The sequence below is a fragment of the Pseudomonas fluorescens genome (assembly GCF_030344995.1).
Classification (GTDB): domain Bacteria; phylum Pseudomonadota; class Gammaproteobacteria; order Pseudomonadales; family Pseudomonadaceae; genus Aquipseudomonas; species Aquipseudomonas fluorescens_BF.
The window spans coordinates 4576543-4590000 of sequence record NZ_CP128260.1 but is presented as its reverse complement, the minus strand read 5'-3'; the positions used below and the strand labels follow the sequence as shown (position 1 = coordinate 4590000).

At 59.6% G+C, this 13458-nt stretch carries 9 protein-coding genes and 2 rRNA genes (1 of these 11 only partly in view); 9 read left to right on the top strand and 2 right to left on the bottom strand.

Annotated elements, in window-relative coordinates:
- The 3 genes from QR290_RS20465 to mrdA all read left to right on the top strand — a co-directional run.
- Window positions 1-2244: ribosomal RNA gene (locus tag QR290_RS20465) — 23S ribosomal RNA — on the top strand (it extends 647 nt beyond the left edge of the window).
- A 169-nt stretch (window positions 2245-2413) separates the two neighbouring features.
- A 5S ribosomal RNA gene (rrf, locus tag QR290_RS20460) occupies window positions 2414-2529 on the top strand.
- 202 nt (window positions 2530-2731) lie between these two features.
- A complete protein-coding gene (mrdA, locus tag QR290_RS20455) occupies window positions 2732-4624 on the top strand; it encodes a penicillin-binding protein 2 (protein ID WP_115078683.1) in 1893 nt (630 codons plus the stop codon).
- A 12-nt stretch (window positions 4625-4636) separates the two neighbouring features.
- Here the strand turns inward: mrdA and QR290_RS20450 are convergent, their stop codons facing one another.
- Complete coding sequence (locus QR290_RS20450) at window positions 4637-5596, bottom strand: LysR family transcriptional regulator (protein WP_064381145.1); 960 nt, start codon at window positions 5594-5596, stop codon at window positions 4637-4639.
- 144 nt (window positions 5597-5740) lie between these two features.
- Between QR290_RS20450 and QR290_RS20445 the strand changes: the two genes are divergently transcribed.
- Genes QR290_RS20445 through QR290_RS20435 form a run of 3 tightly spaced genes read left to right on the top strand, consistent with a single transcriptional unit; the run spans window position 5741 to window position 8720 of the window.
- Window positions 5741-7042 (top strand): MFS transporter, encoded by a 1302-nt coding sequence (locus tag QR290_RS20445; protein ID WP_289203485.1) that lies wholly within the window; start codon window positions 5741-5743, stop codon window positions 7040-7042.
- Complete coding sequence (locus QR290_RS20440; protein ID WP_007953122.1) at window positions 7039-7794, top strand: class II aldolase/adducin family protein; 756 nt, start codon at window positions 7039-7041, stop codon at window positions 7792-7794. Before QR290_RS20445 ends, QR290_RS20440 begins: the two co-directional genes overlap by 4 nt.
- The gene (locus QR290_RS20435; protein ID WP_289203484.1) at window positions 7791-8720 is read left to right on the top strand and encodes a 2-hydroxyacid dehydrogenase; all 930 of its coding nucleotides are present in this window, start codon (window positions 7791-7793) and stop codon (window positions 8718-8720) included. The genes QR290_RS20440 and QR290_RS20435 overlap by 4 nt, the downstream gene beginning before the upstream one ends.
- On the opposite strand, the gene QR290_RS20430 is transcribed toward QR290_RS20435, so the two are convergent.
- Entirely contained in the window at window positions 8714-9649 is a 936-nt protein-coding gene (locus QR290_RS20430; protein ID WP_289203483.1) for a LysR family transcriptional regulator, read from the bottom strand. The two genes, QR290_RS20435 and QR290_RS20430, sit on opposite strands and share 7 nt — an antisense overlap.
- A 163-nt stretch (window positions 9650-9812) precedes the next feature.
- On the opposite strand from QR290_RS20430, the gene QR290_RS20425 reads away from it, so the two are divergent.
- Genes QR290_RS20425 through QR290_RS20415 form a run of 3 tightly spaced genes read left to right on the top strand, consistent with a single transcriptional unit; the run spans window position 9813 to window position 13413 of the window.
- Window positions 9813-11123 (top strand): MFS transporter, encoded by a 1311-nt coding sequence (locus QR290_RS20425; RefSeq protein ID WP_289203482.1) that lies wholly within the window; start codon window positions 9813-9815, stop codon window positions 11121-11123.
- 22 nt (window positions 11124-11145) lie between these two features.
- Window positions 11146-12384, top strand: coding sequence for a Zn-dependent hydrolase (locus QR290_RS20420; RefSeq protein ID WP_115078678.1), 1239 nt, complete (start codon window positions 11146-11148; stop codon window positions 12382-12384).
- Between the two features lie 3 nt (window positions 12385-12387).
- On the top strand, window positions 12388-13413 hold the full coding sequence (locus QR290_RS20415) for a histone deacetylase family protein (protein WP_289203481.1): 1026 nt from the start codon (window positions 12388-12390) through the stop codon (window positions 13411-13413).
- Window positions 13414-13458: the final 45 nt, after the last annotated feature.

Sequence of the window (13458 nt, the reverse complement as noted above, 5' to 3'; positions counted from 1 at the left end):
TCGCTGGGAATAGACCCGAAACCGGGCGATCTATCCATGGGCAGGTTGAAGGTTAGGTAACACTGACTGGAGGACCGAACCGACTACCGTTGAAAAGTTAGCGGATGACCTGTGGATCGGAGTGAAAGGCTAATCAAGCTCGGAGATAGCTGGTTCTCCTCGAAAGCTATTTAGGTAGCGCCTCATGTATCACTGTAGGGGGTAGAGCACTGTTTCGGCTAGGGGGTCATCCCGACTTACCAAACCGATGCAAACTCCGAATACCTACAAGTGCCGAGCATGGGAGACACACGGCGGGTGCTAACGTCCGTCGTGAAAAGGGAAACAACCCAGACCGTCAGCTAAGGTCCCAAAGTTATGGTTAAGTGGGAAACGATGTGGGAAGGCTTAGACAGCTAGGAGGTTGGCTTAGAAGCAGCCACCCTTTAAAGAAAGCGTAATAGCTCACTAGTCGAGTCGGCCTGCGCGGAAGATGTAACGGGGCTCAAACCATACACCGAAGCTACGGGTATCACGTAAGTGATGCGGTAGAGGAGCGTTCTGTAAGCCTGTGAAGGTGAGTTGAGAAGCTTGCTGGAGGTATCAGAAGTGCGAATGCTGACATGAGTAACGACAATGGGTGTGAAAAACACCCACGCCGAAAGACCAAGGTTTCCTGCGCAACGTTAATCGACGCAGGGTTAGTCGGTCCCTAAGGCGAGGCTGAAAAGCGTAGTCGATGGAAAACAGGTTAATATTCCTGTACTTCTGGTTATTGCGATGGAGGGACGGAGAAGGCTAGGCCAGCTTGGCGTTGGTTGTCCAAGTTTAAGGTGGTAGGCTGGAATCTTAGGTAAATCCGGGATTCCAAGGCCGAGAGCTGATGACGAGTTGCCTTTAGGCGACGAAGTGGTTGATGCCATGCTTCCAAGAAAAGCTTCTAAGCTTCAGATAACCAGGAACCGTACCCCAAACCGACACAGGTGGTTGGGTAGAGAATACCAAGGCGCTTGAGAGAACTCGGGTGAAGGAACTAGGCAAAATGGCACCGTAACTTCGGGAGAAGGTGCGCCGGTGAGGGTGAAGCACTTGCTGCGTAAGCCCACGCCGGTCGAAGATACCAGGCCGCTGCGACTGTTTATTAAAAACACAGCACTCTGCAAACACGAAAGTGGACGTATAGGGTGTGACGCCTGCCCGGTGCCGGAAGGTTAATTGATGGGGTTAGCTAACGCGAAGCTCTTGATCGAAGCCCCGGTAAACGGCGGCCGTAACTATAACGGTCCTAAGGTAGCGAAATTCCTTGTCGGGTAAGTTCCGACCTGCACGAATGGCGTAACGATGGCGGCGCTGTCTCCACCCGAGACTCAGTGAAATTGAAATCGCTGTGAAGATGCAGTGTATCCGCGGCTAGACGGAAAGACCCCGTGAACCTTTACTATAGCTTTGCACTGGACTTTGAATTTGCTTGTGTAGGATAGGTGGGAGGCTTTGAAGCGTGGACGCCAGTTCGCGTGGAGCCATCCTTGAAATACCACCCTGGCAACTTTGAGGTTCTAACTCAGGTCCGTTATCCGGATCGAGGACAGTGTATGGTGGGTAGTTTGACTGGGGCGGTCTCCTCCTAAAGAGTAACGGAGGAGTACGAAGGTGCGCTCAGACCGGTCGGAAATCGGTCGTAGAGTATAAAGGCAAAAGCGCGCTTGACTGCGAGACAGACACGTCGAGCAGGTACGAAAGTAGGTCTTAGTGATCCGGTGGTTCTGTATGGAAGGGCCATCGCTCAACGGATAAAAGGTACTCCGGGGATAACAGGCTGATACCGCCCAAGAGTTCATATCGACGGCGGTGTTTGGCACCTCGATGTCGGCTCATCACATCCTGGGGCTGAAGCCGGTCCCAAGGGTATGGCTGTTCGCCATTTAAAGTGGTACGCGAGCTGGGTTTAGAACGTCGTGAGACAGTTCGGTCCCTATCTGCCGTGGACGTTTGAGATTTGAGAGGGGCTGCTCCTAGTACGAGAGGACCGGAGTGGACGAACCTCTGGTGTTCCGGTTGTCACGCCAGTGGCATTGCCGGGTAGCTATGTTCGGGAAAGATAACCGCTGAAAGCATCTAAGCGGGAAACTTGCCTCAAGATGAGATCTCACTGGAACCTTGAGTTCCCTGAAGGGCCGTCGAAGACTACGACGTTGATAGGTTGGGTGTGTAAGCGCTGTGAGGCGTTGAGCTAACCAATACTAATTGCCCGTGAGGCTTGACCATATAACACCCAAGCAATCTGATGCTCCTAGTTGAAAAAACGAAAGAGGCCAGATTGCGGTGTGTGAAGACGCAATGAACCGAAAGTTCGATGCTCACAAAACACCGAAAGCTGTCACATACCCAATTTGCTGAAGCGAGGCCATCCGGCCACGACTCAGTACCCGAATTTCTTGACGACCATAGAGCGTTGGAACCACCTGATCCCATCCCGAACTCAGAAGTGAAACGATGCATCGCCGATGGTAGTGTGGGGTTTCCCCATGTGAGAGTAGGTCATCGTCAAGATTAAATTCCGAAACCCCAATTGCGAAAGCAGTTGGGGTTTTGTTTTGCCCGCAGGAAAGTGGTCCGACTGTCGTTGCTACAACCATTGGGGAAATCCCTCTGAAATGACCGCCCGGTTTTTGGTATGGTGCAGCTCGTTTTTTAACGGACTGATGTCACGCCCAAGGATCGGCGCTCATTTTTTCAAAGAGTGGCTGCAGAAATGCCCGAACCCATCCCTATCAAGGATCACGAAAAAGAGACACGACTGGTCAACAAACGCCTGATCGCCTGTGCCTTGTTCGTCTTCGCCGTCAGTTGCGCCCTGGTGGTGCGCCTGTACATCCTGCAAGTTGTCGAGTTCGACTACCACTCGACCATCTCCGAAAACAACCGCGTCCATGTCCTGCCGATCCCACCGACACGTGGCCTGATCTACGATCGCAATGGCGTGTTGCTGGCCGATAACCGTCCCAGCTATAACCTGACGATCACAAGAGAGCGCGCGAATGACGTCAACCAGGAGCTGGATGAAGTCATCAGCCTCCTGCACCTTCCCGCCGAAGACCGCACAGTCTTCGATAAAGCCATGAAGCAGTCCCGCCACCCGTTTACACCGGTAACGCTGTTCTATGAGCTGACCGAAGAACAGATCGCCGTGCTGGCAGTCAACGAATTCCGCCTGCCGGGCCTGGATGTAGAGCCACAATTCGTTCGTAACTACCCGCTGGGCGCGCACTTCGCACACTCGATCGGCTACGTTGGCCGCATCAACGAGAAAGAATCCAAGACCCTCGATTCCGTTGAATACCGCGGCACCCAATCCATCGGCAAGACCGGTATCGAACGCTTCTACGAGCCACAACTGCACGGCCACGTCGGTTACGAGGAAGTAGAGACCAATGCTCAGGGCCGCGTACTGCGCGTGCTGAAGCATACCGATCCGATACCCGGCAAAAACATCGTCCTCAGCCTCGATATCAAACTCCAGGAAGCCGCCGAAGCCGCACTGGGCGACCGTCGCGGCTCGGTCGTTGCACTGGACCCCTCGACCGGCGAAGTGCTGGCCATGGTCAGCAACCCGAGCTTTGACCCCAATCTGTTCGTGACCGGTATCAGCTCGAAGGAATATTCCGCGCTGCGCGACTCCATCGACCGTCCGCTGTTCAACCGCGTACTGCGCGGCCTGTACGCGCCCGGTTCGACGATCAAGCCGGAGGTGGCCATCGCTGGCCTCGACGCCGGTGTCGTCACTCCACAAACCCGAGTCTTCGATCCGGGTTACTACCAACTGCCGGACTTTGACCACAAGTACCGCAACTGGAACCACAGCGGCGACGGCTGGGTGGACATGGACGCAGCGATCATGCGTTCCAACGACACCTACTTCTACGACCTGGCGCACAAGCTCGGCATCGATCGCCTGCACGATTACATGGCAATGTTCGGCCTAGGCGAGAAAGTCTCGCTCGACATGTTCGAGGAGTCGCCCGGTCTGATGCCGTCCCAGGCCTGGAAGCGCGCCACGCGCCGGCAAGCCTGGTTCCCGGGCGAAACCGTGATCCTTGGTATCGGTCAGGGCTACATGCAGGTTACGCCGCTGCAACTGGCTCAAGCCACCGCACTGATTGCCAACAAGGGCATCTGGAATCGCCCGCACCTGGCCAAGACCGTCGACGGTGTGGCGCCGGTGGACGAACACCCGATGCCGAACATCCTGCTCAAGGATCCGCGTGACTGGGAGCAGGTCAACCACGGCATGCAGATGGTGATGCACGATGCCCGAGGCATCGCACGTGCGGCGGCGGCCGGTGCGCAATACCGCATCGCCGGCAAGAGCGGTACGGCGCAAGTGGTGGCGATCAAGCAGGGCGAGCGCTACAACCGCGAGAAAACCCTCGAGCGCCACCGTGACAACGCCTTGTTCGTCGGTTTTGCTCCGGCCGAACATCCAAAGATCGCGATCTCGGTGATGATCGAAAATGGCGAGGCCGGTGGCCGAGTCGCAGGTCCCGTGGTGCGGCAGATCATGGACGCCTGGCTACTCGACCAGGACGGTCACCTCAAGCCGCAATATGCGGCGCCGACAAAGGCGCCCGGCGATCCCCACGTGTAATCCGCCAAAGTTTCACAGCACAGGCTCACGCAAGCTGAGCATGTGCTGGAAGCTGTCTAGGAACACCGTTTCAGCCTGAGTCATCTTCTGCTCGCGATTCCACAGCAGTTGGATATCGAAATCCACCACCCCGTCCTCTGGCGGCAATCGCCACAGCAAACCCTGTTCGACATCCCGACGAACCAGGTGAATCGGCAAGCAGCCAATCCCGAATCCTGCACAGATCAAACGGTAAATCTCTTCGAAACTGGTGGAGGATGCGACGATCTTGCCGGTAAAACCCTGCTGGTCACGAAACAGCGTCAACGGCGAAAGATTGCCGCCAAGCTGATCACTGGTGAAGCTGACAAAATTCTCGGCCGCCAGCTGTTCCAACGTCAGATTCTGTTGTCCGAACAGTCGATGCCGCTGCCCGCAAAAGTACGCATAGCGCTCACGGAACAGCACCCGTTGCTCCAACCGTGGCTGGGGCAGGCGACATAAACCGACGCCGACCGTAGCGGTCTTTTGCAGCAATGAACTGATGATGTTCGAGCTACCCATCACCTCGACTTCCAGTTCGATTTTCGGGTGAGTTTCGTGGAAGTCCGCAAGAAACTCATCGTAATGCCGCGCCTGCACACCACTGACAGTGAGGATACGGATCTTCCCCACCACGTCGTCATGACGGTTCTCGACCACGGTGCCCAAACGTGAAATGTCGCCGTAGATATCCGCCGCAATCCGCAGGACTTCTTCTCCGGTTTCCGTCAGATCAAAGCGCCGCCCGCTGCGGGCAATCAACACACAATCCAGTTGTTCCTCGAGACGTTTCAACGCCTGGCTGACCGCGGACTGTGTGATGTGCAATCGCGCAGCAGCGCGGCTCATGCTGCCTTCCTGCCCGATCACCAGATACGTCCGCAGCAGGTTCCAGTCCAGCCGGTCATTGAGAAAACGCCGACCGATCCAGGGATTAGCGGAAGAAGTCATGTAGTAGCCACGCTAATAGTAAAGATAAGTTTTTGAAAATTGACTAATCCTGTCACGGAAGCGATAAAGCCCACAAGCGCCACAGAGCGCGACCGTCAGCCGCCTCGACACCTGCCCAAAACTATAAATACACAGGGTTCTTGCATGCACACCACCGCTCAGCCGCGTCGCGCCGCGGCCGCTGCCTTCATTGGCACGACCATCGAGTTCTACGATTTCTACATCTACGCCACCGCCGCCGCACTGGTACTCGGGCAAGTGTTCTTTCCCAGCAGCGATCCAGTGACCAGCACGCTCGCCGCGTTCGGCAGTTTCGCCGTCGGCTTCATCGCCCGTCCGATGGCCGGCATGGTGTTCGGCCATTTGGGCGACCGCCTCGGCCGCAAGAAAATGCTGCTGGTGACCATGGCGCTGATGGGGCTGGCCACGGCGGGTATCGGTCTGTTGCCGAGCTACGCCAGCGTCGGCATCTGGGCGCCGATCGGACTGATCGTGTTGCGCCTGATCCAGGGCATCTCCGTCGGCGGCGAGTGGGGCGGGGCGGTGTTGATGGCCAGTGAGCACGCCCCGGCTAAACGCAAGACCTTCTACGCTTCCTTTGCACAACTCGGCAGCCCGGCAGGTTTGCTGCTGGCGTTGATCGCGTTCCGACTGGTGACGTCGCTGTCGCCGGAAGACTTCCTCGCCTGGGGCTGGCGTCTGCCGTTCCTCGCCAGCGGCGTGCTGATGATGGTCGGTCTGATGATCCGCTCCGGTGTGCATGAATCGCCGGAATTTGCCAAGGCCAAGGACAACAACGAGACAGCGAAGTACCCGGTGAAAGACGTGATCCGTCAGTGCTGGCGGCAGATCTTGTTTGCTGCCGCCGCCGTCACCATCGGTTCGGCCGGCTTCTTCTTCACCAACACCTTCATGATCACCTACGTCACCCAATATCAGGGCATCCCAAGGGCGACCATTCTCGACTGCCTGTTCCTGGTGACGATCATTCAATTGCTCTCGCAACCGTTGTCGGCACTGCTCGCCGAGCGCATCGGCGAAGGGCGATTCCTGATGCTGGTGGCGCTGCTGTGCATGGTCACGCCGTACCCGATGTTCCTGCTGGTCGGCACTCAAAACATTCTGTTGATGACCCTCGGCATCGCCGTCGCGGTAGTGATTCTCTCGGCCCTGTACGCGGTGATCGCCGGGTACATGACCCAGGCGTTCCCGGTGCACCTGCGCTACTCGGGCATTTCCATCGCTTACCAGTTGAGTTGCGCGGTGGCCGGCGGTACCACGCCGCTGATCGGTACGCTGTTGGCCAGCAAGTTTTCCGGGCAGTGGCTGCCATTGGCGGTGTTCTTCACGCTGCTGTCGGCCCTGTCTTTGATCGGTGTCTGTGGTCTCGCGCGTCTGCGGGCCAACCCGGTCGTCCTTCACACAAGCAAAGAGGTGTATTCGTGAGTAAACCCGCCCACATTGACCCGATCGAATGGCAAGCCCGTTGCGAGCTCGCCGCACTGTACCGCCTGATCGCGCACTTTCGCATGACCGACCTGATCGACACCCACATCACCCTGCGGATTCCGGGGCCGGAGCATCATTTCCTGATCAACCGCTACGGCGTGATCTTCGACCGCATGCGCGCTTCAGATCTGGTGCGCATCGATCAGGACGGGCGCATCGTCGACCCTGAATACGCCGGGCACAGGGTCAACGCCGCCGGCTTCGTGATCCACTCGGCGATCCACATGGCGCGGCCGGATCTGAACTGCGTGATCCACACCCACACCGCCGCCGGCATGGCCGTCGCCGCGCAGAAGCAAGGCTTGCTGCCGATCAGTCAGCACGCGCTGAAGTTCTACGGAAAACTTGCTTATCACACCTACGAAGGCATCGCGCTGTCGCTGGATGAACGTGAGCGTTTGATTGCCGACCTCGGCCCGCACCGGGCGATGATCCTGCGCAATCACGGTCTGCTGGTCGGCGGTTCGAGCGTGGCCCAGGCATTCCAGGAAATCCACTTTCTGGAGCGTGCCTGTCAGGCTCAAGTTCAGGCGCTGGCCGGTGGTTGCGAGCTGCATTTCCCATCGCCGGAGGTCTGCGCCCACACCGCCGAACAGTTCGACCGCGATGAGCAGGACAACATAATCGACCTGGCCTGGGAGGCCGCACTGACCCTGATCGAATCCCAGCGCGAGTCCTATCTGTCATGAACACCGTTGCACTGATGTCCCGCGATACGCTGTTGCTCAAACAATTGCAGGAAGCCTTTGCCCGCCGTGCGCCGCAGCTTTCGGCGGTGCTGGCCGATGATCCCCGGGCGGCGAATGCGCAGATCGCAGCGTGCTGGTTTCCGCTGCCGGACAGCCTCGCCGCGTTGCCCAATCTGCAAGTGATTCACTCGGTCGCTGCCGGTATCGATCATCTGGAGCACGATCCGTCGTGCCCGGATCTACCAGTGTGCCGGGTAGTCGATCCCGGCCATCGCCAAGGCATGACCGAGTACGTACGCTGGGCGGTGATTCACTTTCATCGCGGCTTCGATCAAGTGCTCGAGCAACAGCGCCAACAGCATTGGGAGCGACCGCTGCAACGCCCGGCCCATGAGTTCCGGATCGGTGTGATGGGGCTAGGCTCGCTCGGCAGCGCAATCGCCCAAGACCTGGCCAGCGCCGGTTACGAGGTGCGTGGCTGGGCGCGCAGCAGCAAGGATTTACCGGGCATGCAGACCTTCGCCGGCACCGATGCCTTCAATCCATTTCTCGACGGCGTGGAGTTGCTGATCAATCTGTTGCCGCTGACTCACGAGACTCGCGGCATCCTCAATCGCCAGACCTTCGAACGACTGGCCAACGGCGCGGCACTGATAAATGTCGGGCGCGGCGGTCATCTGAACATCGAGGATCTGCAACAGGCACTGGCCCGTGGAAAACTGCGCGGTGCACTGCTTGATGTCTTCGAACAGGAACCGCTGCCCGCCGATCATTCGCTGTGGAAAACACCGGGCGTGACCATCACCCCGCACATGGCCTCGGCGGCATCTCACGACTGCATCGCCGAGCAGATCGCCGAGAACTTCCGCCGTCTGAATGCCGGTGAGCCTTTGCTCAACAGCGCGGATCGACTGCTCGGTTACTGATTCGCCAGACAGGCCTGCAAACGTTCGATGAACAGCGTCTCGGCGCGGCTCATGCGCTGGTCGCGGTTCCACAGCAGATGAATGTCGACATCGGCAATCCCCTCGTGGGGCGGCAGGCGCCAGAGCAATCCGGCGTCGACGTCCGCCGCCACCACGTGCTCCGGCAAACAACCGATTCCGAACCCGGCGATCACCAACCGTCGCACTTCTTCCAGGCTCGGCGATGAGGCAACGATGCGTCCGCTGAAGCCTTGCTGATCACGAAAGATCGTCAGCGGCGAGAGCATCCCGCCAATCTGGTCGCTGGTGAAACTGACGAAGTTCTCCCGTTGCAAATCGCCTTCGCCGATGTCCTGTCGGCCGAACAGCGCGTGGTGTTTGCCGCAGAAAAACGCATAGCGCTGACGCAGAAACAGACGCTGTTCCAGACGCGGTTGCGGGCGGCGATTGAGGCTCAGACCGAGGGTCGCGGTTTTCTCCTGAAGGGCACTGACGATGTCCGAACTGCGCATCACATCGACCTCCAGATCCACCCGTGGATACTGCCGATGAAAGTCGGCGAGGAAGTCATCGAAGCGCTCGGAAAAGATCCGGCTGATGATCAGCAACCGCACCTTGCCGATCACTTCGTCGGCCGGTTGCTCCAACAGGCTGCTGACCTGGGACATCTGCCCGTAGATCTCGCCGGCCAGTTCGAAAATCTGCTCGCCGACTTCGGTGAGGGCAAAGCGCGGGCCGCGTCGGGCGATCAACTGGCGACCCAGTTGCTCCTCCAGACGCTTGAGTGCCTGGCTCACCGCCGGTTGGGTCAGGTGCAGACGCGCGGCGGCACGGCTGATGCTCAGCTCCTGACCGATCACCCGGAAGGTGCGCAGCAGGTTCCAGTCGAGGCGGTCGTTGAGCAGGCGTTGCACATCACGTTCGGCCATGGCGGCTCTCGATTATAAGGTGAGGTAATACTCGGAATAATAAATAGAAAATTGACTAATCATAGCCCCGGGACGATAAATCACCCCACGACAGGCGCCGCCAGAGTGCCTTGGAATCAGCGTTTTTCTCCTGCCAAAAAAACAATCAAAGGAGCCCGACCCCATGAAGCCTCACGCTTCGAACCAGCCGCGCCGTGCGGCGGCCGCAGCCTTCATCGGCACCATGATCGAGTGGTACGACTTTTACATCTACGCCACCGCCGCCGCGCTGGTGTTCGGCGCGTTGTTCTTTCCCTCCGACGATCCGCTGTTCAGCACCATGGCGGCGTTCGGCACCTTCGCCGTGGGCTTCTTTGCCCGGCCATTGGGCGGGATCATTTTTGGGCATATCGGCGACCGCATCGGCCGCAAGAAATCCCTGATCATCACGCTGTTGATGATGGGCGTGGTCACGGTGTGCATCGGCTTGTTGCCAACCTACGCGCAGATTGGCGCGACGGCGCCGGTGTTGCTGATTCTGTTGCGCATCGTCCAGGGCATCGCCGTTGGTGGCGAATGGGGCGGGGCGGTCTTGATGGCCGGCGAGCATGCGCCGAAGGGCCGGCGCAATTTCTTCGCGTCTTTCGCACAACTGGGCAGCCCGGCGGGTTTGATCCTCTCGCTGCTGGCGTTCAGCGCGGTGACCCGTTTGCCGGAAGAAGACCTGATGAGCTGGGGCTGGCGTCTGCCATTCCTCGCCAGTGCGCTGTTGCTGCTGGTGGGCCTGGCGATTCGTCTGGGCGTGAACGAGTCGCCGGAATTTCTCGCCAGCCGCGAGCAGGCCACGAAACAGATCAAGAAAGAACAGGCACCCGTGATGGAAGTCTTGCGCACCGCGTGGCGCCCACTGTTGCTGTGCATCGGCGCCAACACGCTGGGCATCGCTGGCGTGTATTTCACCAACACTTTCATGATCGCCTACACCACTCAGCAACTGGCGCTGCCACGTTCGCTGATTCTTGAGTGCCTGTTCTTCGTCGCGATCATCCAGTTCTGCATTCAACCGCTGGCGGCTTGGACGGCGGAGAAAATCGGTGCGACGCGTTTCCTGTGCCTGGTGTCGCTGCTGGCGATGGCCTCACCGTATCCGATGTTCGTACTGGTCAGCTCGGCCCAGGCGCCGTTGATCATCCTCGGCATCGCGCTGGCGGTGGTGTGCATGGCTTCGTTCTACGCGGTGATCGCCGGTTACGTCAGTGGCATGTTCGAGACTCGTGTGCGCTACACCGCGATCTCCCTGGCCTATCAGATTTGCGGCGCGGTGGCCGGTGGGTTGACGCCGCTGATCGGCACGATGCTCGCTCACAAGTTCACCGGGCAGTGGTGGCCGATGGCGGTGTTCTACAGCCTGATTGCCGGCATTTCGCTGGTCTGCGTGCTGTCCCTCGCCCGTCGTCACGCCAGTGCCCATCGCGCGGAAATCGCCCGTGCCTAACCCGGAATTTCAGGAGAACTTCATGTTGAAAATCAATGGCGAACGCCTGTGGGCGAGCCTGATGGCCATGGCCGAAATCGGTGCGACGGCCCGAGGCGGCAGCTGCCGTCTGGCGTTGAGCGACGAAGACAAGGCCGGTCGCGAACTGTTCGCCCACTGGTGCCGCGAAGCCGGCATGACCTTGAGCGTGGACGCCATCGGCAACCTGTTCGCCCGTCGCGCCGGCACCGATCCGGACGCCGCACCGGTGATGATGGGCAGCCACCTCGACACCCAGCCCGAGGGCGGGCGTTTCGATGGCGTCTACGGCGTGCTCGCCGGCCTGGAAGTGGTGCGCTGTCTCAACGACCAGAACATCCAGACCCGCAAACCGCTTGAAGTGGCGGTGTGGACCAACGAAGAAGGCGCGCGCTTCACCCCGGCCATGTTCGGCTCGGCAGTGTTCACCGGGATCATGGATCTGAACGCTGCGCTGGCGGTGCGCGATATCGATGGCATCAGCGTTGCCGAGTCCTTGCAGCGCACCGGTTACGCCGGTGAGCGTCCGTTGGGCGGCGCGGTGGATGCGTATTTTGAAGCGCACATCGAGCAAGGCCCGATCCTTGAAGACAACGCCAAAAGCATCGGCGTGGTCACGGGCGGTCAGGCGATCTGCTGGCTCGATGTGCGCGTGGAAGGCATGGCCGCCCACGCCGGCACCACGCCGATGCCGCTGCGCAAAGACGCCTTGTACGGCGTGGCGCGGATGATTCAGGCCATCGAAGGTCTGGCCACGGATTTTGCGCCGGAAGGCCTGACCACGGTCGGCGAGTTGAGTATCAACAAATCCTCGCGCAACACCATTCCAGGTCTGGTGAATTTCACCGTCGATCTGCGTCATCACCGCGATGACGCGATCGCCGCCATGGAGCAACAAGTCCGCGCCCGCTTGCAGGCCATCGCCGATGGCCGAGGCCTGAACCTGACGATCACTCCGCACTGGATCAGTCCGGCCACACCGTTCGACGCCGAATGCGTGGCGGCGGTGCAGGAGGCGGTGGATGTGCTGGGCTACGCTCAGCAGCCGATTGTCAGTGGCGCCGGGCATGACGCGATTCATCTCGCGCGCTATTGCCCGACGGCGATGGTGTTCATCCCGTGCGTTGGCGGCCTGAGCCACAACGAAGCCGAAGACGTGTTGCCCGAAGACGTGAAGCAGGGCACGGATGTATTACTCAACGCGGTGCTGGCCCGCGCCGGTCGAATCGAACAGGGAGCCTGAACCATGCGCAGTTTTTTCCACCCCGAACAATTGCTCCACCATCCACGCAGTTATTACTCCCGAGGCCAGATGCGCACGCCGCAGGAAGTCCCCGAGCGCGCACAACGACTGGTGCAGGCCGCCCACGGTCTGGGCTTCAGTGTCGAGCTACCCGCCGATGCCGGGCTCGCGCCGTTGCTGGCGGTGCATGGCGCGCCGTATCTGACGTTCCTTCAGGAAGCTCACGCACGCTGGAAGGAAATCCCTGAAGACTGGGGCGACGAGGTGATGTCGAACATTTTCGTCCGTGAGCCCAACGCACTGCGCGGCATTCTCGCCCAGGCGGCGCGCTATCTGGCGGACGGCAGCTGCCCGGTTGGTGAACAGACCTGGCGCTCGGCGTACTGGTCGGCGCAAAGCGCAGTGGCCGGGGCTCAGGCGCTGATCGACGGTGAGCCGGCAGCCTACGCCTTGTGCCGTCCGCCGGGGCATCACGCCCGGGCCGAAGCAGCGGGCGGTTTCTGCTACGTGAACAACGCGGCGGTGGCGGCGCAGGTGCTGCGCGACAAGTTTGAAAAAGTCGCCGTGCTCGACACCGACATGCACCACGGCCAAGGCATCCAGGAAATCTTCTACGATCGCGATGACGTCCTTTACGTCTCGGTGCATGGCGATCCGACGAACTTCTATCCGGGCGTCGCCGGGTTCGCCGACGAACGCGGCAGCGGCGCGGGGGAGGGCTTCAATCTCAACTTGCCGATGGCCCATGGTTCAAGCGAAGCGGACTTCCTCGGGCAACTGGACGTCGCATTGAGCGCGGTGCGCGAGTTCGGCGCCGAGGTGCTGGTGCTGTCGCTGGGCTTCGATATCTATGAACTGGACCCGCAAAGCAAAGTCGCCGTGACCCGTGAAGGATTCGCAGCATTGGGTGAGCGCATTCGCAGCCTTGGCCTGCCGTGCCTGATTGTGCAGGAGGGCGGCTATCACCTGGAAAGTCTCGAAGACAATGCCCGGGCATTTTTCGTGACTGGCGAGGTTTGGCAGCGCTGAGGTGATCCACCTGCTGGAACACAAGCGCCCTACGGTGCTTGCCAT